Here is a 24,035-nt window from a genome sequence, read left to right as displayed (position 1 = left end):
ACGGCTCGGCTGCGGCGGGCTCAGTTCTGGTCGGGGCGGAGACCGTCGACCTGCTCGGAGCCGGTCGCGGACGGCTCCTGCGAGTTCCCGGGCTCGGCCCCGGCGGGGACGTCGGCCGCGCCGGTCGCCGCGCAGGACTCCTCGACCGACTGCGGCCGGGCCGCGGCCGGGTCGGGGGTCGGCGACGCGCTCGACGAGGACGACCGGGACGACTCCGAGCTCGTCGACGGCTGCGTCGTCGGGGCGGCGAGTGACGGTGCGGTCCCGGGCGCCGGCTCCGGGGGCGGGTCGGCGATGGCGTTGCGGACGACCTCGCGCATGTAGGGGACGTCCGGGTCGGCGGTGACGAAGTAGCCCGTCGGGGAGTTCGGGTCCGGCAGCGACGGGTCGAACGCGACGCTCTCCAGCCGGAACCCCTCGTCGGCCAGGACGGCCAGCGCGGGCAGCACCTGCTGGGGCATGTCGGTGGCCACGTTGTCCCGGGTCACCGCGGCGATGCTCTGGAACCGGGAGATCAGCTCGGTCGCGGTCGTCTGTGAGATGACGGCCTGGATCAGGCAGCGCTGGCGGCCCATCCGCTGGTAGTCGGTGCCGTCACGGCGGGAACGGGCGAACCACAGCGCGTCCTCGCCGCCCAGGGTCTGCACCCCGGGGCTGATGTAGCGGTCCGGGGTGACATGCCGGCCGAACGCGGTGACACCACCGACCGGGATCGGCTCGGGCCCGACGTTCACGGTGACCCCGCCGACGGCGTCGATCATGGAGGAGAACCCGGCCATGTTGACCTCGAGGTAGTAGTCCAGCGGCAGGCCGGTCATGTACGCGATCGAGGACTGGAGCAGGTTGATGCCCGGCGACGAGGTCGGTCCCGACGGGGCGATCTCCGGGTGCTGCTCGGCGTAGGCGTAGATGGCGTTGAGCAGGTAGTCGCCCGACAACGGCTGCGACGGGTCGTGGAAGCCGTTCGGGAACTTCTCCGCGGCCGGGCTGCCCGGCGGGAACTCGGCCCGCTGGATGTTGCGGGGCAGGCTGAACAGCGTCGTCCGGCCGGAGCGGGTGTCGATGCTGGCGACCATCATGGTGTCGGTACGGGTGCCGGTCCGGTCGTCGCCGGCGTCGCTGCCCAGCAGCAGCACGTTGAGCCGGGGCTTGCCCAGCGCCTCGGCCGCCGAGGTCCCGCCGCCCTGGAACAGCGAGTTCAGCAGCCCGCGCTGGGAGTTGACCAGCTCGACGCCGTAGCCGAACGGGACGGCGACGGCGAGGCACAGCAGGGCCGCTGTCCCGGTGCCGACGATCTTCTGGCCGAGCGGCATCCCGCGCGGCCGGGCCAGCGCGTAGGTCCGCGCGACCTGGGCGATCCAGGCGATGCCGGCGACCACCAGCGCGCCCGCGATGACGGTCAGCGTGGTCGTCGACAACAGGTTCTGCAGCAGCGTCGACCGCCGGGCCAGCAGCGCCACCGCCGCCAGCCCGACGACGATCGCGACCAGCGTGCCGAGGATCAGCCCGCCGGTACGACGACGGCGCAGCGCGAGATGGCCGCTGCCGGGCACCACGGTGGACGCCGCGGTGAGGCCGAGTGCGGCGGCGAGGGTGCGCCGCGCGGGATCGGGCGCGGCCGACGGGCCGGCGGGCGGGGCCAGCGCGGTCTCGCCGTCGCCGTAGTCGTCGTCGACGCTGCCGTCGTCGCCGCGGCCGTCCCGGGCGGGTCGGTTCCAGGATGCCGCGGCGCCGGCCGCTGCGGAGCCGGCCGCTGCCGTGCCTGCCGCGGCACCGGCGGCCAGGCCGGGGTGCGGCGGCCGCGGCGGGGCGGGACGTGCGGCGTCGCGCGCGGGATCCGGTGCGGCGCCACCCGGGCCGGCCGGGCGCGCGTCGGCGGGTCGCCCCTGCGGGCCGTCGGGCCTGCCGCCGTCGGGTCTGCCGGTGTCGGGCCGGCCGGGGACGGTGTCCGGGCGGACCGCGCCGGAGGACCGCGCACCGGATCCGGCGGGGGCACCGTGGGCACCGGGGGCACCGCCGGGCCGGCCGCCGGAACGCGGGTCGGGGCCACCGGGACGGGGGTCACCGGGGCGCCGGGGCCCACCCGGCGGCACCGGCCCGGGACCGGACCGCCCCGGGCCGCTCGGGGCCGAGGGTGCGCCGGGGCGCGACGGTGCGTCCGGGCGCGAACCACCGGACACGGCGCCACCGGACACGGAGCCACCGGGACGGTCGCCGGGCCGGCGCGGGACGATCGGCAGCTCGCCGCTCAGCCGGGCCGCGCGGTCGCGCTCCTGCGGCGGGGCGTCGGGCTCGGACGCGCGGTGCCGCCGGTGCTCGGCGGCGGTGTCCGGCCGGCCGGGGACCTTCACGGTCTCTCCGATGCCGCGACGGGTCGCGCGGATGGACCGGATGTCGGTGGGCCTGCTGTCGCTGTGCCCACCACGGCCCGGGGCCTCCGACCGCGTCGAGCGGGACGTCCAAGCGGCGGCCCGCCGGGCGGCGGCCCGGGCCTCGCGCTCGCGCCGGGGGAGCCAGGACTCGTCCTCGGCGGGACGCCCGGCTCCGTCCGGCCGGCCGGGACGCCCGCTGTCGGGACGCGCCGCGGGACCGGTTCCCGGGCGCTGGTCACCGGCGGGCGGACGCGGTGCACCGGTGGCGGGCGGCCCGGGACGTCGCGGGCCGCCCGACGGCTCCTGGGGCGGCCTGCCGGACCGGGGTTGTCTGCGGTCGCCGGGCCTACCGGACTGCGGGGCCGGGCCCCCGGCAGAGCCGGGTGGGGGAGCGGCGCCGCCACGGGGGTGCGGCGGCGGAGTGTCGCGACGGTCGTGCGGCGGGACCTCGGCGCGGTCCCGGGGCGGCGGGCCGCCGTGCCGTGCCTCGTCCCGCAGGTGGGGACGGTCGTCGCGGCGGGCGTGCTCGGGAGGGCCGGGTCGTCGTGGCCGGTCCGGACCGGTCGGGCGGGAGCCCTCCGGCGGTCGTTCGTCCACCCGGAGCACCCCCTTCACTGGTCGGCACGGGCAGGACGGCCGTGCCGCGCGGAGGAGCGGCACGTGCCTGCGCACCCGGCGGCGACGACGGCGCTCGGGTTCCGGTGAGAGTACTTGCCGTGATCACGATCTCGGTGGGCGGCCACCCACCCGGGAGGGGCTTCCGGACAGGGGGGACACACCCGTCACTGGTAGGACACGAAGACCGGCGACTCGGGCCGGACGGCGTAGGTCTCCCGCGGGGTGAAGGTCGGCCGGTCCTCGTCGATGAAGTTCTTCCAGCCCCACCACAGGCCCTGCGGGCGGGGCGCGGCGTGCAGCGCGTTCCAGGTCTCGGTCTTCTCCTGGCGGGTGCCGTAGCCGTCGGCGTGCAGCACGGTCGCGAGCTCGCGGTGGGAGGTGACCACGGTCTGCCGGTCGGAGATCATGGAGACCCGGAACTGGTGGATCAGGAAGACCTTCTGCGGCAGCCCCTTCTCCCGCACCAGCGCGGCCAGCCACTCCGAGGTCCGGTTGATCTCCGCTGCGGTCACGGACCCGATCTGCGCGCCGTGACGCTGGCCCGGCTCCAGCCGCCACTCGGGGTCGAGCGCGAGCCCGACGTGCGGCTGCGCGAGCAGCTCGGCGTAACGCTTCGCCTGGGTCGTGAAGTCGGTGGTGCCGGGCTGCAGGTCCAGCACCACGTAGACGCCGGCCTTCCCGGCCTGCTCGACCCACGGCCGCAGCTCGTCGACGCTCATCTCCGCGGAGTAGTCGCCGTCCGGGCCGGGGACGCGGTCGGCGACCGTCGTGATGATCTCGAACGCCGGCACGACGGGTTCGCGTACGAGCGGCTGGAAGTCGGCGGCGAGGTCCTTCGCGCGGGCGATCGAGCGGGGCAGGTCCTGCTCGCCGAGGACCCCCATCGACGGGGTGCCCGGGTGGCCGTAGAGCGCGGCCATCCGGCGGCCCGGGAAGACCTCGGTGCCGCCGCCGGGCAGCTCCGGCACCGCGGGCGCGGCGGAGGTCGGCGCCGGCTGCGCGGGGGCCGGCGGGGGCGGCGCGGCCGGGGCCGGGGCAGCGGCGGAGGAACAGCCCGCGACCACCGCGCAGGCCGTCAGCAGCGCCAGGAGCAGCACCGGCGGACGTGCGCGCCACCCGGGGCGACGACGGTTCGTGACGGACAGGACGTGCGAGGACTCACCCGAGATGGACACCGGTCACCAGGCTAGGCGACAGGATCACGCCCGGCAGTCCGAACGGTCACCGGGCGTGTCGGTGAGGCGACGGGCCGTGGCCCGCCGCGGTCATCCGCCCCGGGTCAGCGCGGAACGACGGGCCCGTCCGGGCCGTCCTCGGGGCCGCGCTGCGGCCGCGTCGGCCGGCCCCGCAGGATCCGCTTGAGGCCCGCGGTGTGCCGGCGGCTGACGGGCAGCTCGACCGCGCTCGGCCCGTTGCCGAGGCGGACGACGTACCCCGACCCGGACATGCGCAGCTCGGTGATCAGCGGCAGCGACACCAGGTAGGCACGGTGGATCCGGACGAACCCGGCCTCGCCCCAGCGCTCCTCCAGTACCGAGACCGGAATGCGGACCAGGTGGCTGCCCTCGTTGGTGTGCAGCCGGGCGTAGCCGCCCTGGGCCTCGACGAACCGGATCGAGGAGCGGGGGACGAGCTTCGTGGTGCCGGCCAGCTCCACCGGCACGACCTCGTCGTCGGTGGTCGCGGCCGGGGCGCCCCGGCGGGCGACCGGTGGCGCGGCCGCGCCACCCGGGTCGGCGCCGTGGCGGGCGGGCGCCGCGGGCGGGCCGTTCTCGGCCCGCCGGGCCGCGCGCAGTGCCAGGGTGCGGTCCAGCGAGCCGGACAGCCGCTCGGTGCGCAGGGGTTTGAACAGGTAGTCGACGGCACCGACCTCGTAGGCGTCGACGGCCCGGTCGTCGTGGGCGGTCACGAACACCACCGGCGGCGGGTCGGCCATCGCGTTCAGCACCCGGGCGAGCTCCAGGCCGTCGAGGCCGGGCATCCGGATGTCGAGGAACACGACGTCGACGGTCGGGGTGGTCGCGTCGGCCTGCGAGCCGTGCAGGATGCGCAGCGCCTCCGTGGCGTTCGGCGCGGTCAGCACGGTCTCGACCCGCTGGTCCTCGCCGAGCAGGTGCGCCAGCTCGAGCAGGGCCGGTTCCTCGTCGTCGACGGCGAGGACGGTGAGCCGGGTCCCCGCCGGGGCGGCGGGGGACGGCTGCGGCGGCTCCGGGGCGCGGAGCTGACCCGGGACCCCGATGGGCCGGTGGTTGCTCGCGGCGCCGTACCCGGGCTGCAGCACATGGCCGACCGGGCCGGGCGTCGCGCCCGAAGCGTGCCCACCCCGCGCGTGGCTGTACACGGCTCCTCCTTGCCGCGGGCACACCGCCCGCTGACCGGTGACTGCGGGCACACCGTAGCGAGACCGCGGAGCGTCACCGACGGCCGGTCCCGCCTCGCGCCCCACACGATCCGGGGTGGGCCGTCGGAGGGGGAGTGACAGCGGAGCGTCACGAGTCGTGGCTGCCGGTCGTGTCAGCGGCGCCGTCCGGCCGGGGGGAGTGGACCGGGGTCGGCGTCGTGGCTGGTCGGGCGGAGAGTCGCGCCCTCGCCGATCGGACGGTCCGTGGGTGGGTGTCATTGTGGCACTCGGTGCCGAAACGCTACCGTGCGTGAGAACCGACACGTGGGACCGTTTCGTATCCGGTCGGCGTGTCGGACCGGCCGTGACCGACGACGGCCGGGCGCACACCTCCGACTGCGAAGGGGCAGCCATGGCGAGCACGAAGGACTGGTTCGAGACGGTCGCGGAGGCGCAGCGACGGGCGCGCAGGCGCCTGCCGAAGTCGGTCTACTACGCGCTGGTCGCCGGTGCGGAGCAGGGGATCACGCTGGCGGACAACGTCGCCGCCTTCGACGAGCTCGGCTTCCGCCCGCACATCGCGGGGCTCCCGCCGCAGCGGGACCAGAAGACGACCGTGATGGGCCAGGAGATCGACCTCCCGGTCCTGATCTCGCCGACCGGCGTCCAGGCCGTCGACCCGGAGGGCGAGGTCGCCGTCGCGCGGGCCGCGCACAGCTCCAACATCCAGAACCCGCTGAACCCCGAGCAGACCGTGTCGACGGCCATGGGGCTGTCGTCGTTCGCGTCCCGCTCGGTCGAGGACGTCTGCGCCGTCCACGACAAGGTCTTCTTCCAGGTCTACTGGGCCGGGTCCAAGGAGGACATCCTCGAGCGCGCCCTGCGTGCGAGGCGGGCGGGCGCCAAGGGCCTCATCGTGACCCTCGACTGGACCTTCGCCACCCGCCGTGACTGGGGCAGCCCGCCCATCCCGGAGAAGGTCGACGTCAAGGCCGCGCTGCAGTTCGCGCCCGAGATGATCACCAAGCCGCGTTACCTGCTGGACTGGGCGAAGTCCGGGAGGATCCCGGACCTGAAGGCCCCGAACATGGCGCCCCCCGGCGGTGGTGAGGCCCCCACCTTCTTCGGCGCCTACGGCGTCTGGTGGACCACCCCGCTGCCGACCTGGGACGACATCGCCTGGCTCCGCGAGAAGTGGGGCGGCCCGTTCATGGTCAAGGGCATCATGCACCCCGACGACGCCCGCCGCGCCGTCGACGCGGGCGCCACCGCGATCTCGGTGTCCAACCACGGCGGCAACAACCTCGACGGCACCCCGGCCGCGATCCGGGCGCTGCCCGCGATCGTCGACGCCGTCGGGGACCAGGTCGAGGTCGTGATGGACGGCGGCATCCGCCGCGGCGGCGACGTCGTCAAGGCGCTCGCGCTCGGGGCCCGCGCGGTCCTGATCGGCCGCGCCTACCTGTGGGGCATGGCCGCGCAGGGCGAGCGCGGGGTCACCAACGTCCTGTCGATCCTCTACAAGGGCATCGACGAGGCGCTGCTGGGCCTGGGGAAGAAGTCGATCCACGAGCTCTCCCGCGACGACCTGATCGTCCCGGAGAACTTCACCCGCGTCTCGAAGTTCTGAGCGCCGGGTGGTGCGGGGCCCGGCGCGACCGGGCCCCGCACCACCGTCGGTTCAGAGCGGGAACGTGACCCGGGTCAGCTCCTCGGCGCGCTCCCAGAGCGCCCGCTGCATCCGCCGGTCGTGCGAGGCCGCGCTGGACCCGACCGGGCGCGGGTTGCCGCGCGTCTCGCCGATGCCGTCCGGTCCGATGTAGGCGCCGCCGGGCAGGTCCGGGACGGTCGCGGCGAACAGCGTCGGCAGCGCCCCGGCCGCCGCGGACTGGGCGACCACCTTGTTGAGCACGCCCATCAGCGCGTCCTGGACGGACTCGGTGCGCGACTGCAGGTTGGTCGCCGCGTAGCCGGGGTGCGCGGCCATCGAGCGCAGCCGCGACCCGGCCGCCACGAACCGGTGCTCCAGCTCGTAGGCGAACATCAGGCAGGCGAGCTTCGACTGGCCGTAGGCGGTCCAGCGCTCGTAGCGGCGGCGCTCGAAGTTCAGGTCGTCGATGCCGATCCGGCCCATCCGGTGGACCACGCTGGACAGCGTCACGACGCGGTCGGTGATCCGGTCGGCCAGCAGACCGGTCAGCGCGAAGTGGCCGAGGAAGTTGACCCCGAGCTGGGTCTCGAAGCCGTCCGCGGTGCGGGAGAACGGCACCGCCATCAGCCCGGCGTTGTTGACGAGCACGTCGGCGGTGCCCTCGAACCCGGCGGCGAACTCGCGGACCGAGGTGAGGTCGCCCAGGTCGAGCCGGCGCACCGACACCGCACCACCGAGCTCGGAGGCGATCTCCTCGCCGCGCGTGGTGTTCCGCACGGCCAGCACGACGCGTGCACCGGCGTGCACCAGGGCCCGGGTGGTCTCCAGTCCGAGGCCGCTGGTGGCGCCGGTGACGATCACGGTCCTGCCCTGCTGGGGCGGGATGTCCGCCGTCGTCCAGGGGGCGGGTGAGGTCCGGAACACGGGAGGACTCCTTCACGGGGGACGGGTCCCCAGGTCTACCCGGTCGGCCCGGGTCCCGCCCGCCCACACCCCGGACGGGTCAGCCCGCCACCTCGGCGGCCCTCCGGTCGCGCCGGGCCGAGACCAGGGCGTCGACGAGCAGGAACACGATCAGCGAGACCCCCAGCACCGGCAGGACCAGCCCGGCCGCCACCGCGGCGAACCCGACCAGCGCCACCGCGGCGGGGGAGGGCCGCTCCCGCGACCCGGGCGGTCCGGCGAGGCCACGCGAACCGTCCGGCCGGGTCGGTCTGCGCAGCCACCACATCCGGTAGCCCCACACGACCAGCACGACCACGGCGCAGGCGAGCGCGGCGAGCGCCACCAGGTTGACCGTGCCGAACAGCAGGCCCATGTGCGCGTCGATGCCCCAGCGGGCGAGCTTCGCCGCGACCGGCCAGTCCGCGAAGGCGAGCCGGTCGGTGACCGTCCCGGTCGCCGGGTCCACGGCCACGGAGTCCTGCTGCGACGGCCAGCTGCGCACCGTCTGCTGGACCTTCCAGGCCTCCCCGGGGTCGCCCGGGGTGAGCTCCACCGGCCCGGCGAGGCCGTCGGCGCGGGCGGCGTCGAGGACCCGCTGGGCGACGGCGGGGACCGCCTGCGGGGCGACCGGAGCCGTCGCGGAACCCGCCACGGGCGCGGCCGCGTCGCCACCGGCGGCGGGCAGTGTGCTGCTGACCGACGGCGTCGTCCAGTCCAGGGCGGTGCGCAGCGCGCTCACGTTGGCCCCCGCGAACTGCGACCAGGTCAGGCCGGTCGCGGCGAGGAACAGGAACCCGACCGAGGCCCAGACGCCCACCGCGCCGTGCCAGGACCGCAGCCGCGACCGCGACGAGCCGCCGGTCCGCGGTAGCAGTCGCTCACGGCGTCGTCGTACCCGGCGGGTCACCTGCGCCACGAGGCCGGACAGCGTGAGCACGGCCAGCCACGACGCCGCGAGCTCGGTGTAGACCTGCCCGGGCGGGCCCAGCAGCAGCGAGCGGTGCAGGTTGTCGATCACCCCGCGGGCCGGGAGCCACTCGGCGTAGGTGTCGAGGGTGGCCCGCACCTGCGCGGTGTACGGGTCGACGAACACGGTGCGGCTGTAGCTCTCGGGCAGGTCGGCGTCGAACGACACCCGGGTCGTCGCACCGGGCTCGCGCGCGGGTCGGATCTCGGTGACGGGCAGGCCCGGCTGGGTCGCGACGGCCGCCTCGACCTGCCGGGACAGCGGGAGCTCCGGGCCGCTGACCGGGGCGGTCAGCGCGTCGGCGTAGAGCCAGCGCTCGATCGGCGGCGACAGCGTGTAGAGCAGCCCGGTCAGGGCCGCGACGAGCAGGAACGGGCCGACGAACAGCCCGGCGTAGAAGTGGATCCGGGTGACGAGGCCCTTCAGGCCCCGGAACAGCGGCGGGCGCCCGGGCGGCGGGACGGGGGTCCCGGGCCGGGTGTCGAGGCCGGCGCTCACCAGCCCGCCACCATCGCCGCGAGCATGACGACCATGCCGAGGCTCATCGCCGCGTGGCAGGCGGCGTCGGAGCGCGCGCCCAGCCGGCGCACCGGTGCCGCCGGGGCCTCGACCCGCTCGGCGACCGCGGTGGTCGTGCCCCCCGTGCCCGCTGTGCCCGTCGTCTCTGCCGTCCCACCGACCTCGGCCGGCGCCGTCCGCGCGGCACCGGCCGCCGTGCCCCCGGCGGGGTCGGCGCAGTCGCAGGCGGCGGGGTCGGTCGCGTCGCCGGTCGCGCGGGCGTCGTCGGGGGTCAGCGGGTCCCCGGCGACGCGGTCGTGGCTCAGCGCGCGGGCACCCCAGTACCCGGCGGCGGCCAGCAGCACGGCGCACAGCGCCACGGTCACCGCGACCGCCCATCCGGCCGGGCCCGCTGCGTGGGCGGTCCCGGCCATGTCCATGGCGTCGCCGCCGCCGTGGTGGGCGTGGGCACCGCCGCCGCCCGCGGCCTCCGCCGGCGAGGCCATGATCAGCGGCATCGCGGCCAGCATCCAGACCATCGCCGCGGCCATCAGCGCGTGCGCCGCGCCCGCGAGCCGCCCCGAGGGGCCGCACGGAATCCCGCGGGAGGCGGTGACCAGGAAGAACACGCCCAGGACACCGAACAGGACGATCTGGGTCCACAGGCCGGCGCTGCCGTACCAGGTCCAGGTCATGACGATCATCGCCGCGCTCATCAGCAGGTGGGCGAGCTCCGCGGTGCGGTGCGCGGCGGAGCGGCGCTCCGAGACCGCGGTGGCCCAGCGGGCCAGGGCGTAGAACCCGGTCGCGGCGAACAACGCCGTCAGGGCCCAGGCCAGCGGCAACGACGAGATCACAGGTCCTCCTCGGGGGCGGGGGAGGTGCGGGGGCGCACGACGGGAGTGGTCGTCGGCGCGGCCGGTCCGGTTCCCGCCGGTACCCCTCCGGTGGGTGCGACGCCGGTCACCCCGTCGTGGGGGACGGCACGCGGCGGCGGTCCGGGCAGAGCGGGCCCGGGTGGAGCTGGCCCGGCGGAGCGGGCCGGGCGGAGCGGGCCGGGACGCGGCGCGGGCTCAGGTGCGGGCGGCGCGCCGGACACCGGGGGCGGGCGCCCCGGCGGTCCCGGTGCCGTCCTCGCCGAGGGCGCGCAGCAGGTCCTCGCGGGCCCGGGCGACCCGGGACCGGATCGTGCCGACCGGGCAGCCGCAGACCTGCGCGGCCTCGGCGTAGCCCAGGTCCAGGACCTGGGTCAGGACGAACGCCTCGCGACGCTCGTCGGGCAGCGCGTCGATCAGCGTCCGCAGCAGGACGGCCTCCTGCGCGCCCGTGCGGGGCACGGCGCGCTCCAGCACGTCCTGGGTGTCCTCGCCGAGGTCGCGTACGCGGGGCCGCCGGACCGCGGTGCGCACCGCGTCGACGGCGACCCGGCGGGCGACCGACAGCAGCCAGGTGCGGGCGGTGGAGCGGCCCGCGAACGAGGGCAGCGACCGCAGCGCCCGCAGGAACGTCTCCTGCGCGAGGTCCTCGGCGTCGTCGCGGCCGGCGAGGTGGACGAGGAAGCGGTGGACGTCGACCTGGGTCGCCCGCACGAACTCCGCGAGCGCGGCGGTGTCACCGGCCCCCGCGGCCAACGCCCACGCCGTCACGGTGGCGTCGTCGTGGCGTTCGGGCACGCTGGTCACGGTAGCCGTCGCCCGTTCGGGGACGAAGCCCGACCCGGTCACCGTCCGCTCAATGGGAACACGGTGCGTGACCGGGCCGATGCTGTCCGGACGCGGCCGTCGCGGGGTGTCCGACATGTGGATCAGTGGTTCCGCGGCGTCGCCGGAGGCCGCCCGCCGCGGAGGAGGATCCCGCCGGCAGGGCGGCGGGCGGCTCAGCCCGCGGTGCGGGAGGCGAGCAGTCGGAACGCCGGCGTCGGCAGCTCGGGAGCGAGGTCGACCACGCAGGTCCGGGCCAGGATCTCCAGCGTGCGCGGGCAGGCGCCGGGGCCGTGGTCGATCTCGGTGCCGTTCGCCGCGTACGGGTCGAACCCGGGGTGCAGCGGGTTGCGGGCCTGCAGCGAGCGCCAGTTCGTGTAGACGTGCCGCCCGGTGTCGATCAGCCGGTGCACGCCGCGGCGGGCACCGAACTCCGTGGCCGCCTCGGGGGTCGCGAAGGCCAGCGCCAGCCCGGCGGCGTTCGCCGGGTCGTGGTGCGGCACCGGCTGCAGGTCACGCCCGATCCGGTCCGACAGCGCCGAGAGCATGATGTCGCGGTGCCGCCTGCGCCGGGCGATCTGCGCACGCAGCCCGGCCAGCTGCGGCCGCAGCACCGCCGCGGACAGCTCGGGCATCCGCAGGTTGCCCCCGACGATCAGGTCCGCGTCGGCCCCGGCGAATCCGGCGCGCTCGTAGCTGCCGACGTCGTGGTACATCGACGCCCGCTCGAACAACTTCGGGTCCCGGGTGACCAGGGCGCCGCCCTCGCCGGAGCGGATGTTCTTGTGCTGGTTGAAGCTGAAGGCCCCGGCGTGGCCGATCGACCCGGCCGGGCGCCCCCGGTACGTGACGCCGATGGCCTGGCAGGCGTCCTCGATCACGACGAGGTCGTGGGCGGCCGCGACGTCCATGATCGCGTCCATGTCGGCGACGTGGTTGAGCATGTGCACCGGCAGCACCGCCCGGCTGCGCGGGGTGATCCGGTCCTTGAGGTCGGCCGGGTCCATCGTGAGCGAGGCGTCGACCTCGACCAGGACCGGCACGGCCCCGACGGCGAGCGCCGCGGCGGCCGTCGACACCCAGGTGTAGGCGGGGACGAGCACCTCGTCGCCGGGGCCGATCCCGGCGCCGACCAGCGCCGCGACCAGGGCGCTGGTGCCGCTGTTGACGGCCAGTGCGTGCGGGGTCCCGAGGAACCCGGCGAGCTCGGACTCGAACCGTGCGACCTCCGAGCGGTCGCCGCCGGTGAAGCGGCCCAGCTCCCCGCGCCCGAGGACCCGGACCGTCGCGGCCATCCCCCGTGCGGTCGTCGCCATGGCGGCGAGTCCCATACCGTGCTCCTCCGGATACGAACCGTGTGAACCGGGCAACACGGTACCGGGCGGGGTCGGCACGACCGGGGGACGGGAGGGTAGGGGCAGCCACAGCGTCCTCACAGCGGAGCCGGGGCACCATCAACGGCAGTACCGCACCACGTTCGGAAGGAACCGCCCTCCATGCTCATCGACACCCGGCGCGCGCTCCCCGGCTCCATCTTCGAGGCCGAGGTCTGCGTGATCGGCAGCGGTCCGGCCGGGGCCGCGGCCGCGACCGAGCTGGCCGACCGCGGCCTGCGCGTCGTCGTCCTGGAGGGTGGCGGCCCGGGCCTGAGCCGCACGGCCCGCGACACCTACCGGGGGATCAGCGGGCGGGGCAAGCACGACCCTGTCGACGCCGTCCGGCAGAAGCGCCTCGGCGGCACCTCGCTGGTCTGGGGCGGCCGCTGCGCCCCGCTCGACGACATCGACTTCGCCGACCGCGAGTGGATGCCGGGCGCCGCGTGGCCGATCCCGCACGACGAGCTGCGCGCCTGGTACCCGGTTGCCCAGCGGCACCTCGACGCCGGCGCCTGCGAGTACTCGGCCGCGGAATCGGGCTTCCCGGCGCCCCCGCCCGGGCTCCGCAGCGACACCCTGCGCTGGGACGACCTGTGGCGCTGGAGCCCGCCGACGTCGTTCGCGCCGACGGTGGAGAACATGGCGAAGGCCGGCCGGATCCGGCTGTTCCTGCACGCGACCGTGGCCCGCCTGGAGCGCGACCCGGTGTCGGGCACCGCGACCGAGGCCGTCGTCGTCCCGCGGCCGGGGTGCGACATCCGGATCCGGGCGCAGCACTTCGTCGTCGCGGCGGGTGGTCTGGAGTCGGTCCGGATCCTGCTCGCCTCCGACGGCTACGGCGGCACCGGGACCGGAGCCGGGATCGGCGACGAGTACGGCCAGGTCGGGCGGCACTACATGACCCACCCGGTGGGCGAGGTCGGACGGCTGCAGCTGACCACGGCCGGGCGCGCGCTGGGCCTGGGCTACCTGCCCACCGACGACGGCGTCTACGCCCGCCGGATGCTCTCGCTGTCCCCGCAGGCCCAGGCCGACCACCGGTTGGGCAACCTGAAGGCGGCACTGTGGTTCGCCGACCCGAAGGACGCCGAGCACGGCGACGCGCTGCTGTCGACGTTCGCCCTGACCTACTGGGGCCTGGGCAAGCTCCGTGCCGGGTTCAAGGCCGCCGGGACGCACGCCCAGTACAGCCACACCACCGACATCGGCCACCACATGCGCAACGTCGCCGCCGACCCGCTGCGGGTGGCGCGGTTCGCCCGCGGCTGGGTGCGGCCGCGGATCACCGGGGAACGGCGGCTGCCGTCGTTCATGCCGCTGGACTCCGCGCACTGCCGGCTGCGGTTCGACGCCGAGCAGACCCCCGACCCGGCGAACCGGGTCACGCTCGACCGCGAGCGCGACGCGTTGGGCCAGCACCGGCTGCGGGTCGACTACCGGGTCTCCGCCGGCGACCGGGAGGCGATCGCGACCTCGCTGTCGCTGATCGGCAAGGAGCTGGAGCGGACCGGGATCGCCCACGTCGACCTGTCCGACGTGGAGCGCGTGCACGACATGGACATGACCGACGGCACCCATCAGATGGGCCTGCTGCGCATGTCGGACTCGCCGCGCACCGGTGTCGTGGACCCGGCGTGCCGGGTGCACGGCACGCCGAACGTGCACATCGCCTCCAGCGCGGTGTTCCCGTCGGCCGGGGCGGTCGGGCCGACGCTCGCGCTGGTCGCGCTGGCCTGCCGGACCGCGGAGCTGATCGCGGTCGACGTCCGGGGCTGAGCACCGCGGTCGGCGTGACCGGGTGGTCGCCGCGGGAACCTCGCGTCGCCGCTAGGCGGGCGGGGCTGCGACCGGAGACGCGGGGCGACCCCGCAACAGGGCGGCGGCGAGTGCCGCGCCGACCGCGAGGAGCCCTGCCCCGATCGTCATGGCGACGGTGAACCCCGGCCCGAACGACGCCGGGTCGGCCGGGGCGTCCCCGCGGATCCCCGCGATGGCGGGCACGGCCGCCACCGCGAGCAGGCCGGCCGCCCGCGCGATCGCGTTGTTGACCCCCGACGCGACGCCGGCGTGCCGGTCCGCCGCCGCGTCGAGCACCGCGGTGGTCAGCGGCGCGACGGCCGCGGACAGCCCCAGCCCGACCAGCGCCGTCGCCGGGAGCACGTCGGTGAACCAGCCCGCTCCCGGCCCGATCCGTGACGCCAGCAGCATCCCGGCCGCGGCCAGCAGCAGCCCGCCGGTGACCAGCGGTGCCGGGCCGGTGCGCGTCGCGAGCCGCCCGGCGCGGGCCGACAGCAGCAGCATGAGCACGGTGACCGGCAGCGTCGCGGTCCCGGCCAGCAACGGGGAGAACCCGGCCACGATCTGCAGCTGCACGGCGAGCAGCACGAACAGCAGCCCCAGCGCCGCGTAGACGGCCACCGTCACCACGTTCGCGCCGGTGAACCGGCGCCCGTCCCCGGCGTCGCCGGTGCCGGTGAACAGCTCCGGCGGCACCAGCGGGGACCGGCTGCGCCGCTCGACCAGCGCGAACGCCACCAGCGCCGCCACCCCGGCGGCGCCCGCTCCCCACACCTGCAGCCCGGGCGACGAACCGGAGCCGGCCGCCGTCCCGGCCCAGGTCAGCAATGCCAGCCCGGCGACGGCGAGCACGCTGCCCGGAACGTCGAGCCGGTGCGCGGCATCGGGGTCACGCGACTCGGGCACGTGCCGCACCGCCACCGCGACGACGACCGCCGCGAGCGGCAGGTTGATCAGGAACACCGCCCGCCAGGACCACTCCACGAGCGTCCCGCCGACGAACGGGCCCAGCGCCCCCGCGACCCCGCCGAGCCCGGACCAGGCCCCGATCGCCGCCGCCCGGTCCGCACCGTGGAACGACGCCGAGATCAGCGCCAGGCTGCCCGGGGTCAGCAGCGCACCGCCGACCCCCTGCAACGCCCGGGCCGCGGCGAGCACCTCGACGCTCGGCGCCAGCCCGCACAGCAGCGAGGCCACCGCGAACCACACCGCACCGGTCACGAAGATCCGCCGCCTGCCGAACCGGTCACCCAGTGAGCCGCCGAGCAGGATCAGCCCGGCCAGGGTCAGGGTGTAGCCGTTGACCGTCCACTGCAGCCCCGCGAAACCGGTGCCGAGGTCCTCGGCGATGCGGGGCAGCGCGATCGTGACGACGGTGTTGTCGAGCATCGCCATGCCCGAGCCGAGCACGCAGGCCGTGATGACCCAGCGGCCGGCCGCGGTGCCGGTACGCAGTCCGGTGTCCATGGTCGGCCGAACACCGCGACGCCCGGGTCTCTTCCGTGCCACTCACCCCGATCGTCGAGCGCCCCGGCCGGGTCAGCCGGCGGCCACCCCCGCCCGCCGCCCGGCCTCGGTGAGCCGCTCGGCCAGCAGCGCCGCGGCGGCCTCGTCCACCCGCCCCACCGACAGCCGCAGCATCTGCCGGTCGTCGGGCAGGAACGCGGTGCCCGGGATGGTCAGGGTGTCGTGGTCGAGCAGCAGGGTCCGGACGACGTCGAGGGTCGGGCGATCCGGGAACGGGTGGCGGACCCAGGCGAAGAATCCGCCGAGCGCGGCGATCTCGAACCCGCCCGGTCGGTCGGCGAGCGCGGACCCGACCCACTCCCGTCGCCGGGCGATCTCCGCGACCCGGTCGGCCCGCCACGCCCCGGCCCGGGTGAGCCCGGCCACCGCGGCCTCCTGTCCGGCCCGCGGTGCGCAGATGGCGACGCAGTCGAGCAGCTTGAGCACCTGGCGCCGCAGCTCGGGACCCGCGATCACCGACCCGACCCGGTAGGCCGGGATGGCCAGGTCCTTGGAGTAGGAGTGCAGGCTGACCACGGTCGAGCGCCACGACGGGTCGGCGAACAGCGGGTGCGCGGGGGCGTGCGCGTCGGGCCGGAACGAGCGGTAGGTCTCGTCGACGACCAGCGCGAGATCGTGGCGGCGCGCCAGCTCGGCGAACGCGACGATCTCCTCCGGCGGCACCGTCACCCCGCTCGGGTTGCCGGGGCTGACCAGCACGATCGCCCGGGTACGGGGCGTGATGAGTGCCTCGGCGTCGGCGGCCCTGGGGACCAGGTCGGCGTCGGGCTCCAGGTACACCGGGGTGACGCCGCGCATTCTGAGCCACATGTCGTGGTTGAAGTAGTAGGGCAGGGGCGAGATCACCTCGTCGCCCGGCCCGGCGAGGGCGTCGGCGACCACGGCGAACGCCTGGTTGCAGCCCGCCGTCACGACGACGTCGTCCGGCGTCACGTCCCCGGCGTAGTCGCGCGCCAGCTCCTCGGCGACCGCGCGGCGCAGCGGGGCGATGCCGGGCACCGGCGCGTAGCCGGACAGGGCAGGGTCGCGGGCCACCTCCACCACCCGTTCGACGACCTCTGGTGCCGGCGGGTACGGCGGCGCGGCCTGCGACAGGTCCAGCAGCGGGTGCGTCGCGTTCCGGGCCGGGTCCCGCTCACCGGCGAGCGCGAGGGCCGCGCCGATGGGGGAGTCGCTGCCGGCCGCCGTCGTGGGGTCGAGTCGCACCGTCGGGTGCCGCCTTCCGGGTCGTCGTCGGATCCTGTGGGAACCGATCGTCGCCGACGCCGTACCGGGCGGTCCAGCGGCCCTCCCGCGACCGTGATCCGAGCCCTCAGCCACCACCGAGAACGTCGGCGGCGCCGTCGGCGCGCACGTCGCTCGCGGCATCGAGCACCCCGGCCCGCAGGCGTGCGACCTGCACGTGTCCCGCGTCGTCGTGCAGCTCGGGCACGGTGTCCACGTCGAGTGACAGCGCACGGGCCGCGGCGGACAGCCCTTCGGCGTCGGAGACGCCCGGCTCCAGGACGAGTGACGGCCGCTCCCGGCCGAGGTCCCGTGATCCGATCACCCAGCGCGGGCGTGCCAGGACCCCGGCCGGATCGGAGGTGCCGAGCACGTCCTCGGCGGTCTGGGCCAGGATCCACGCCTGCGCTCGGCCGCCCTGACAGCCGAGCGCGACGACGTCGTCGCCGCGCTCGGCGAGCACCGGGCACAGGGTGTGCGGGGGGCGGTGTCCGGGCCGGACCGCTCCGGGGTGCGCCGGGTCGAGGGCGAACGCCGATCCGCGGTTGTGCAGGACGACACCGGTCTCCGGTTCCAGGATGCCGGCGCCGAAGCTCTGGTAGACGCTCTGGATCAACGAGACCGCGGTACCCGTGTCGTCCACGGCCGTGATGGCGACGGTGTCCCCGGCCGGTCGGGGGCCGGGGGCGACCGGCGTCCCGGCCGGTTCCCGTTCCAGCAGCAGGCCGGCGACGTCGATCGGTCCGCCGCGTGGGTCACCGAGCAGGGTGTCGCGCGCCAGCTCCGCCCGGCGGGCGGTGGTGAGCCGGTCCCCGTCCGACCGGAGCATCGCGAGCAACGACGCCCCCTGGCTCGGCGGCGGTGCCACCGACCAGGTCGCGCCGAGCGCGTCGCGGCACAGGGCCGGGCCGTCCTCGGCGGCGTGGGAGGCCATGTCGTCGGTGGTGAGCGGGCAGCCGAGCTCGCGCAGGCCCGCGACCAGGCGGGCACCCACCGCGCCGGTGTAGAACGTGCGCCACCCGGCGCCGACGGCGGTCAGGGTGGCGGCGAGTGCCGGCTGCGTGATCGGCGTGCCGAGCCCCCGTGGCCGGCCGGCGTCGTCGAGCAACAGCGCTGACAGGCCGGGATCGGCCTCGACGACGGCGCTGCGGCGGGAGATCGCCCTGGCGAGTCCCGCGCTCACGCCCACGCCGCGACGGGCGAGCTCGACCGCCGGTGCGACCAGCTCGGCGAGGTCGAGGCGAGCGCCGAGCCGGTGTACCGCGGCCCAGCCCGCGACGCAGCCCGGCACGGTCACCGACAGCGGGCCACCGGGTGGCATCCGTGGGCCGGCGGCCCGCAGCCCGCCGACGTCGAGCCCGGCCGGCGCCGCACCGACGGAGAGCACCGCGCGTGGGGCTCCGCCCGCCGGCCGCACCACCGCGACGAGATCCCCTCCGACAGAGCACTGGTGCGGATAGGCGACCGTCAGCGCCGCCGCGGCCGCGATCACCGCGTCGAGCGCGCCACCGCCGCGGCCGGTGACCGCCCGCGCCGCGTCGACCCCGGCGACGTGCGGTGCCGCGATCGCGACCCGGGTCGTCACACCCGGTCCCGCTCGATCAGGATGGCGCGGGTGAACGAGCCGTCCGCGCCCGCGAGCTTCGCCGGGAGGCAGACCAGCTCGTAGCGGCCGGGCTCGACCGCGTCGAGATCGGCGTTCTCGAGGATCAGCACGCCGTTGCCGAGCAGCTCGTGGTGGACGTCCCAGCTGTCGGTCCGCGAGTGGCCCTCGATGGTCAGGTAGTCGATCGCGATCAGCTCGACGCCGTGCGCGACGAGCCACGTCGCGGCGTCCGGTGCCAGCCCGATCCAGCTGGGCGCCCGTTCGGTCTCCTTGAGGATGCCGGCCGAGTTGGACGTCTTGAGCAGGATCCGCCTCTCGCCCGCCACGCCGGCGGCCTCCAGGTCCGCGGCGGTGACGTCGGCGGTCAGACCGGTCATGTCGACCACCACGGCCTGCCCGACCAGCGAGTCGAGCGAGACCTGGTCGATCGGTGTCGCCCCGTCGACGAAATGCGCCGGCGCGTCGACGTGCGTGCCGGTGTGGGCCCCGATCCGCCAGCGGGTCACGTTCGAGGCGTCACCGGCCGCGAGTGACTCGACGACCTCGACCTCGGGCTTGCGGCCCCAGTGCAGCATCTCGGGGTGGATGGGCAGGGTGATGTCGTAGATCTTCATGACGGTCTCTCCTCCGGGACGATCAGGGACGGTGCGACGGGTCCGGCCACGGCTCGCGCACGGCGGCCGACACCGCGGCCGCGGTGGTGCGCACGCAGCGGTCGAACTCGGCGCTGCCCTGCGCGGCGTTCGCCTCGGCCACGTCGCGGCCCCAGACGCCGGTGTCGCTGACCTGGTCCATCCGGTAGTCCCAGAACGAGTCGACGTCGCGGTGGGACACCGCGCGCTCCATCCGGACCAGGTCCGGGAACAGGTGCAGCATCACCGAGGTCTCGAAGAAGTTGGCGTGCATCAGGCCGCGGCCGTAAGTGACGCGTCCGTCGACCTCGGGGCCGGGGTACATCGTCACGTAGCCCAGCGCCCGGACCCGGGCGTCACCGTGGCGGACCCGCAGCTTCTCGGCGGACACGTCGAGCGAACCGTTGTTCCAGATGTGGCCGTTGAGCAGCACGAACTGGCGGACCCCGGCGCGGTACAGCGAGTCCACCAGGTCCTCGACCAGGGCGATCATCGTCTCGGGGCGCACCGAGACGGTCCCGCCGAACCCGCCGTGCGAGCCGGACACCCCGTAGGTGAGGGTCGGCACGACCGGGACGCCGGTCAGCGCCGAGACCCCGTGCGCGACGGCCTCGCAGATCATCGAGTCGACGGCCAGCGGTAGGTGCGGCCCGTGCTGCTCGGTGGCTCCCACCGGGATGATCACCGAGTCGGCCCCGGTGACCGCCTGCTCGGCCTCGGGCCACGTCATGCGGTCCCAGAGCACCGGGGATCCGGTGCCACCGAGCTCGGCGGCGAGTCCGGCGACCTCGGGGCCCAGGGGTGGTGCAGTGATCACGGGAACGGTCCTCTCCTCGCCGGCGCTCACCAACGCCGGTCCGACTTCTCGGGCAACAGGTCCAGCGCCCGGCGGACGACGACGGTGTCGTCGTCCGGGCGGGTCAGCCACACCCGCGCGTCCGGTGCGTAATCGCTGATGAGCTCCCGGCACACCCCGCACGGGGCGATGATCCGGAACCGGTCCGCCGGCTTGACCTGCACCGATACCACGGCCTCGACGGTCGCGAGGGACACCCCGGCGGCCCGGGCGGCACCCAGCGCCACGCCCTCGGCGCAGACCGAGCTGCGCCGGCAGGAGCCCTCGACGTGCACTCCGGTGTGGACCGTGCCGTCACCGGCGCGCAGCGCGGAGGCGACCTCGTGCCGGCCGGGCACGACGACCCGGCCGAGCTGGGCCTGGGCCGTGTCGAGCAGCGCGGCGTCGGCGGCGGTCATCTCGGCGGGCGGCGTGACCCGCAGCAGTGCGGCGGCCGCGGCGGCGCTCATCGGCCGAGTCCGAGCAGGCGGGCGTAGTTCCCGCCCTCGACCAGGGCCCGGTCGGCGTCGTCGGGGATCGCCTTGGCGATCTTCATCCGCTCCAGGTCGAAGTCGGAGCCGGGCCACTCGCTGCCCATGAGGATCTTCTCCGGGCCCAGCCGGGAGTAGGCCCGCCTGACGTCGGAGACCAGGGTCGCCGAGGTCTCCAGGTACACGTGCGCACGCCGCTCCGCGACGATGATCGCCTCGGGGACGTTCCACACCGCCCCCATGTGCGCGATGATCGTCGGGACCCCGGGGTGGTCCTTGGCGATCTCCTCGATCGCCAGGGGCGCGCAGAACGCGTCGTCCAGGGCGTTGATCAGGATCGGCAGGCCGAGCCGCGCGCAGAGGTCGAACACCGGGTCGAGCAGCCCGTGGTCGGCGACGTGGTAGCCGTGCATGCTCGGATGCAGCTTCAGCCCCCGCAGCCCGGCCGCGGCGATCCGCTCGATCTCCTCCAGCGCGTCGTCGTCCTGCGGGCGGACCTGTCCGAACCCGATCAGCCGGTCCGGGTGCTTGCCGACCAGCTCGACGAGGAAGTCGTTCTCGATCCGCTGGGCGAGCGAGCAGACCATCGCCATGTCGACGCCGGCGGCGTCCATCCGGTCCAGGATCCGCTGCGGGTCGAACGGGGTGTACGGCGGCGGCGCCTGGCCGGGACGGGCGCCGGTCAGGTAGTCGGAGCGGCCCCGGACGTCCTGGGTGGTGTTGTAGGCGTCGATGATCACGGGTGGACGGGCCTCCTGGGGGCGGAGCCGGCCGGTGCGGCCGGGTCGGGGACGGGTGGGGTGAGGTCGAGCAGTGGCAGGTGGCAGCGGACCGAGCGGCCCTCGCCGATCGGCCGCAGGGCGGGTTCCTCGTCGGCGCAGCGCCGGACGGCGTGCCGGCAGCGGGTCCGGAAGCGGCACCCCGACGGCGGGACGGCGGGGTCGGGCAGCTCGCCGGACAGCACGATCCGCTCCCAGGTCCGTTCCAACACCGGTACCGCGGAGAGCAGCGCCTCGCCGTAGGGGTGCGCGGGTGCGGAGAAGAACGCCCCCCTCGGGGCCACCTCGATGATCTGCCCGAGGTACATGAGCGCGATCCGGTCGGCGATGTGGCGGACCACGCCCAGGTCGTGCGAGATGAACAGCAGGGTGAGGCCCTCGTCGCGGGTCAGCCCGGTCAGCAGGTTGATCACCTGGGCCTGGATGGAGACGTCGAGTGCCGAGACCGGCTCGTCGGCCACGACGAAGCGCGGCGACGGCGCGAGCGCCCTGGCGATGCCGATCCGCTGCCGCTGCCCACCGGAGAACTCGTGCGGGCGCCTGCTCCCGGCGGCCCGTCCCAGCCCGACCCGCTCCAGCAGCTCGCCGACGCGCTCGTGGGCCGCACCCCGGGACATGCCGCGGGCCCGCAGCAGCGGTTCGGCGACGATGTCGGCGACCGTGCGTCGCGGGTTCAACGAACCGAACGGGTCCTGGAACACCATCTGCATGTCCCCACGCAGCGGCCGCATCCGGGTGCTGGTCAGGTCGGTGATGTCGCGCCCCCGGTAGTGGATGCGCCCGCCCGAGGGACCGACCGCACGCAGCAGCGCCCGGCCCAGCGTCGACTTGCCGCAGCCGGACTCGCCGGCCAGGCCCAGCGTCTCGCCCTCGAGGATGTCGAGATCCACCCCGGCGACGGCGCGCACCGGGCGGCCCCCGCCGTCGCGGTAGGAGACCTGCAGGTTCTCGGTACGCACGAGTGGCACGCTCACCGGGCACCCCCGTTCCCGGCGGTCGCCGGCTCGCGTACGCAGGCGTCGAGGTGTCCCGAGCCGGGCTCTCGGGGCCGTAGCGGCGGGCGGGTTCCGCACTCCTCGACGGCGTCCGCGCAGCGCGGTCGGAACGCGCACCCCTCCGGCCGGTCGACCCCGGTCAGCGGGGCGCCGGGGATCGCGAACAGGGACTCGGCCGGCGGGCCGTCGATCCGCGGGACCGATCGGAGCAGCCCGACGGTGTAGGGATGGCGGGGCCGGCGCAGCACCTCGTCGCGGGTGCCGTGCTCGACGACCCGGCCCGCGTACATCACCGCGACCCGGTCGGCGACCTCCGCGACCACGCCGAGATCGTGGGTGATCAGCACGATCGACGAGTCGTGCTCGGCGCGCAGCCGCCGCAGCAGCTCCAGGACCTGGGCCTGGATGGTGACGTCGAGCGCGGTGGTCGGCTCGTCGGCGATCAGCACGGCGGGATCGTTGGCGAGCCCGGTCGCGATCATCACCCGCTGCCGCATCCCGCCGGAGAGCTGGTGCGGGTAGGACCGGGCAGTGCGTGCGGGGTTGGCGATGCCGACGTCGTCGAGCAGCTCCTCGGCTCGCTCCCAGGCCGCGGCGCGGCGCAGCGGCTGGTGCAGCCGCAGCATCTCCGAGACCTGTGCGCCCGCCCGGTGCAGCGGGTTGAGCGCGGCCAGCGAGTCCTGGAAGACGACGGCGACGTCGCGGCCACGGACCTCGCGCAACTCGGCCTCGCTCGCCTCGACCAGGTTGCGGCCCCCGAACTCGACCTGCCCGCTCACGTGCGTGCGCGGGCCGCGGTTGAGCCCGACCAGGCTCATCGTCAGCGCGGACTTGCCGGAGCCGGACTCCCCGACCAGGGCCAGGATCTCGCCGCGGCGCAGGTCGAGGTCGACACCGTCGACGGCGGGCAGCCGGCCGTCCGGGGTGTCGAAGCCGCCGCGCAGGTCGCGGATCCGCATGACGATCTCCGGCGGTCCGGTCACGGTCCGCTCCGGACGCCGGTCAGCTCCGCGACGGCCGTCCCGATCACCGTGCACACCTCGTCGGCGTGCACCAGCGGGGAGAAGTGGCTGCCGGGGACCGAGCTGGTGGTGGCGCCGGCCCGCGCGGCCATGTCCCGCTGGGCGGCCGGGAGCAGGGTCGCATCGCCGTCGGCGACCTGGTACCAGCTCGGCAACACGCGCCAGGCCGGCTCACCGGTGGGCTCCTCGAAGATCTTCCTGTCGGCGACCCGGTTCTCCGCGATGCGGCCGGCGCGCAGCTCCGGGCCGAGGTCCCAGCCGATCTCGGCCCAGTAGGCCGCGCTGCGTTCGGAGCGCCACTCGCCGTCCGGCCCGCGCCGCATGTGCGCCGAGACCGGCGCGGGGTCGTAACGCTCCACGATCTGCTGCACGGTCTCGCCGGCGTCCGGGGCGAACGCGGCGATGTAGACGAGCCCGGCCACCCGCGGGTCCCGGCCGACGTTCGTGATCACCGCCCCGCCGTAGGAGTGGCCGACGAGCAGCACCGGTGCCTGCAGCGCGTCGAGGGCGGTGGTGGTGTGGGCGACGTCGTCGGTCAACGACGTCATCGGGTTGGTGACCGTCGTGACGTCGTGGCCGCGGCGCCGCAGCTCCGGCAGCACGGCGTCCCAGGTCGCCGGCGTACCGCCGGCGCCGTGCACGAGCAGGATCCGCACGGG

General features: G+C 75.6%; 20 protein-coding genes. 2 read left to right on the top strand and 18 right to left on the bottom strand.

All coding sequences use genetic code 11. The features are described from left to right. Window positions 1-20: 20 nt before the first annotated feature. The 3 genes from KPL59_RS36705 to KPL59_RS04055 form a co-directional block, all read right to left on the bottom strand. Window positions 21-2,969, bottom strand: a complete 2,949-nt coding sequence (locus KPL59_RS36705; protein ID WP_226359983.1) for an LCP family protein — start codon at window positions 2,967-2,969, stop codon at window positions 21-23. A 185-nt stretch (window positions 2,970-3,154) separates the two neighbouring features. Then, a complete protein-coding gene (locus KPL59_RS04060; RefSeq protein ID WP_226359982.1) occupies window positions 3,155-4,165 on the bottom strand; it encodes a hypothetical protein in 1,011 nt (336 codons plus the stop codon). 104 nt (window positions 4,166-4,269) lie between these two features. Beyond that, complete coding sequence (locus tag KPL59_RS04055; protein ID WP_374111596.1) at window positions 4,270-5,121, bottom strand: LytR/AlgR family response regulator transcription factor; 852 nt, start codon at window positions 5,119-5,121, stop codon at window positions 4,270-4,272. 622 nt (window positions 5,122-5,743) lie between these two features. Here KPL59_RS04055 and mftD point away from each other — a divergent pair. Then, a complete protein-coding gene (gene mftD, locus KPL59_RS04050) occupies window positions 5,744-6,961 on the top strand; it encodes a pre-mycofactocin synthase MftD (protein WP_043282775.1) in 1,218 nt (405 codons plus the stop codon). 51 nt (window positions 6,962-7,012) lie between these two features. Here mftD and KPL59_RS04045 read toward each other — a convergent pair whose 3' ends face one another. From KPL59_RS04045 to KPL59_RS04025, 5 genes are all read right to left on the bottom strand, one after another. Further along, on the bottom strand, window positions 7,013-7,906 hold the full coding sequence (locus KPL59_RS04045) for an oxidoreductase (protein ID WP_226359980.1): 894 nt from the start codon (window positions 7,904-7,906) through the stop codon (window positions 7,013-7,015). Window positions 7,907-7,985: 79 nt separating this feature from the next. Continuing rightward, window positions 7,986-9,392: a PepSY domain-containing protein gene (locus tag KPL59_RS04040; protein ID WP_226359979.1), complete on the bottom strand. Its 1,407-nt coding sequence runs from the start codon at window positions 9,390-9,392 to the stop codon at window positions 7,986-7,988. Beyond that, the gene (locus tag KPL59_RS04035) at window positions 9,389-10,249 is read right to left on the bottom strand and encodes a DUF5134 domain-containing protein (RefSeq protein WP_226359978.1); all 861 of its coding nucleotides are present in this window, start codon (window positions 10,247-10,249) and stop codon (window positions 9,389-9,391) included. The genes KPL59_RS04040 and KPL59_RS04035 overlap by 4 nt, the downstream gene beginning before the upstream one ends. Window positions 10,250-10,465: 216 nt before the next feature. Next, the gene (locus KPL59_RS04030) at window positions 10,466-11,065 is read right to left on the bottom strand and encodes a sigma-70 family RNA polymerase sigma factor (RefSeq protein WP_226359977.1); all 600 of its coding nucleotides are present in this window, start codon (window positions 11,063-11,065) and stop codon (window positions 10,466-10,468) included. Between the two features lie 203 nt (window positions 11,066-11,268). Further along, the gene (locus KPL59_RS04025) at window positions 11,269-12,423 is read right to left on the bottom strand and encodes a DegT/DnrJ/EryC1/StrS aminotransferase family protein (protein WP_226359976.1); all 1,155 of its coding nucleotides are present in this window, start codon (window positions 12,421-12,423) and stop codon (window positions 11,269-11,271) included. Between the two features lie 165 nt (window positions 12,424-12,588). On the opposite strand from KPL59_RS04025, the gene KPL59_RS04020 reads away from it, so the two are divergent. Beyond that, window positions 12,589-14,244: an FAD-dependent oxidoreductase gene (locus tag KPL59_RS04020; protein ID WP_226351861.1), complete on the top strand. Its 1,656-nt coding sequence runs from the start codon at window positions 12,589-12,591 to the stop codon at window positions 14,242-14,244. Window positions 14,245-14,295: 51 nt separating this feature from the next. On the opposite strand, the gene KPL59_RS04015 is transcribed toward KPL59_RS04020, so the two are convergent. The 10 genes from KPL59_RS04015 to KPL59_RS03970 form a co-directional block, all read right to left on the bottom strand. Then, on the bottom strand, window positions 14,296-15,732 hold the full coding sequence (locus tag KPL59_RS04015; RefSeq protein ID WP_226359975.1) for an MFS transporter: 1,437 nt from the start codon (window positions 15,730-15,732) through the stop codon (window positions 14,296-14,298). A 72-nt stretch (window positions 15,733-15,804) separates the two neighbouring features. Continuing rightward, a complete protein-coding gene (locus KPL59_RS04010) occupies window positions 15,805-16,998 on the bottom strand; it encodes an aminotransferase (RefSeq protein WP_226351860.1) in 1,194 nt (397 codons plus the stop codon). Window positions 16,999-17,104: 106 nt separating this feature from the next. Beyond that, complete coding sequence (locus KPL59_RS04005) at window positions 17,105-18,601, bottom strand: gamma-glutamyltransferase (protein ID WP_226359974.1); 1,497 nt, start codon at window positions 18,599-18,601, stop codon at window positions 17,105-17,107. Beyond that, window positions 18,598-19,236 carry a cyclase family protein gene (locus tag KPL59_RS04000; RefSeq protein WP_075307848.1) on the bottom strand — a complete coding sequence of 213 codons (639 nt, stop codon included), beginning with the start codon at window positions 19,234-19,236 and terminating at the stop codon, window positions 18,598-18,600. The genes KPL59_RS04005 and KPL59_RS04000 overlap by 4 nt, the downstream gene beginning before the upstream one ends. Before the next feature lie 22 nt (window positions 19,237-19,258). Continuing rightward, window positions 19,259-20,071, bottom strand: a complete 813-nt coding sequence (locus KPL59_RS03995) for a creatininase family protein (RefSeq protein WP_226359973.1) — start codon at window positions 20,069-20,071, stop codon at window positions 19,259-19,261. 26 nt (window positions 20,072-20,097) lie between these two features. Next, entirely contained in the window at window positions 20,098-20,559 is a 462-nt protein-coding gene (locus KPL59_RS03990; RefSeq protein ID WP_226359972.1) for a cytidine deaminase, read from the bottom strand. Then, window positions 20,556-21,320, bottom strand: a complete 765-nt coding sequence (locus KPL59_RS03985) for an amidohydrolase family protein (protein WP_226359971.1) — start codon at window positions 21,318-21,320, stop codon at window positions 20,556-20,558. The genes KPL59_RS03990 and KPL59_RS03985 overlap by 4 nt, the downstream gene beginning before the upstream one ends. Beyond that, on the bottom strand, window positions 21,317-22,333 hold the full coding sequence (locus KPL59_RS03980) for an ABC transporter ATP-binding protein (RefSeq protein ID WP_374111588.1): 1,017 nt from the start codon (window positions 22,331-22,333) through the stop codon (window positions 21,317-21,319). The genes KPL59_RS03985 and KPL59_RS03980 overlap by 4 nt, the downstream gene beginning before the upstream one ends. After that, window positions 22,330-23,337 (bottom strand): ABC transporter ATP-binding protein, encoded by a 1,008-nt coding sequence (locus KPL59_RS03975; RefSeq protein ID WP_226359969.1) that lies wholly within the window; start codon window positions 23,335-23,337, stop codon window positions 22,330-22,332. The genes KPL59_RS03980 and KPL59_RS03975 overlap by 4 nt, the downstream gene beginning before the upstream one ends. Beyond that, window positions 23,334-24,032 carry an alpha/beta fold hydrolase gene (locus tag KPL59_RS03970; RefSeq protein WP_075307841.1) on the bottom strand — a complete coding sequence of 233 codons (699 nt, stop codon included), beginning with the start codon at window positions 24,030-24,032 and terminating at the stop codon, window positions 23,334-23,336. The genes KPL59_RS03975 and KPL59_RS03970 overlap by 4 nt, the downstream gene beginning before the upstream one ends. Between the last annotated feature and the right edge of the window lie 3 nt (window positions 24,033-24,035).

It is taken from the genome of Pseudonocardia sp. ICBG1142, from assembly GCF_020496255.1.
Lineage (GTDB): Bacteria > Actinomycetota > Actinomycetes > Mycobacteriales > Pseudonocardiaceae > Pseudonocardia.
Note: the sequence above shows the minus strand (reverse complement) of the source record. Positions and strands in the feature narration are given on the sequence as shown.

Excerpts from the sequence above, each read along its gene's own strand:
- KPL59_RS04015 (WP_226359975.1), bottom strand. The coding sequence starts at position 15,732 with ATGGACACCGGACTGCGTACCGGCACCGCGGCCGGCCGCTGGGTCATC.
- KPL59_RS04025 (WP_226359976.1), bottom strand. The coding sequence starts at position 12,423 with ATGGGACTCGCCGCCATGGCGACGACCGCACGGGGGATGGCCGCGACG.
- mftD (WP_043282775.1), top strand. The coding sequence starts at position 5,744 with ATGGCGAGCACGAAGGACTGGTTCGAGACGGTCGCGGAGGCGCAGCGA.
- KPL59_RS03990 (WP_226359972.1), bottom strand. The coding sequence starts at position 20,559 with ATGAGCGCCGCCGCGGCCGCCGCACTGCTGCGGGTCACGCCGCCCGCC.
- KPL59_RS04020 (WP_226351861.1), top strand. The coding sequence starts at position 12,589 with ATGCTCATCGACACCCGGCGCGCGCTCCCCGGCTCCATCTTCGAGGCC.
- KPL59_RS04000 (WP_075307848.1), bottom strand. The coding sequence starts at position 19,236 with ATGAAGATCTACGACATCACCCTGCCCATCCACCCCGAGATGCTGCAC.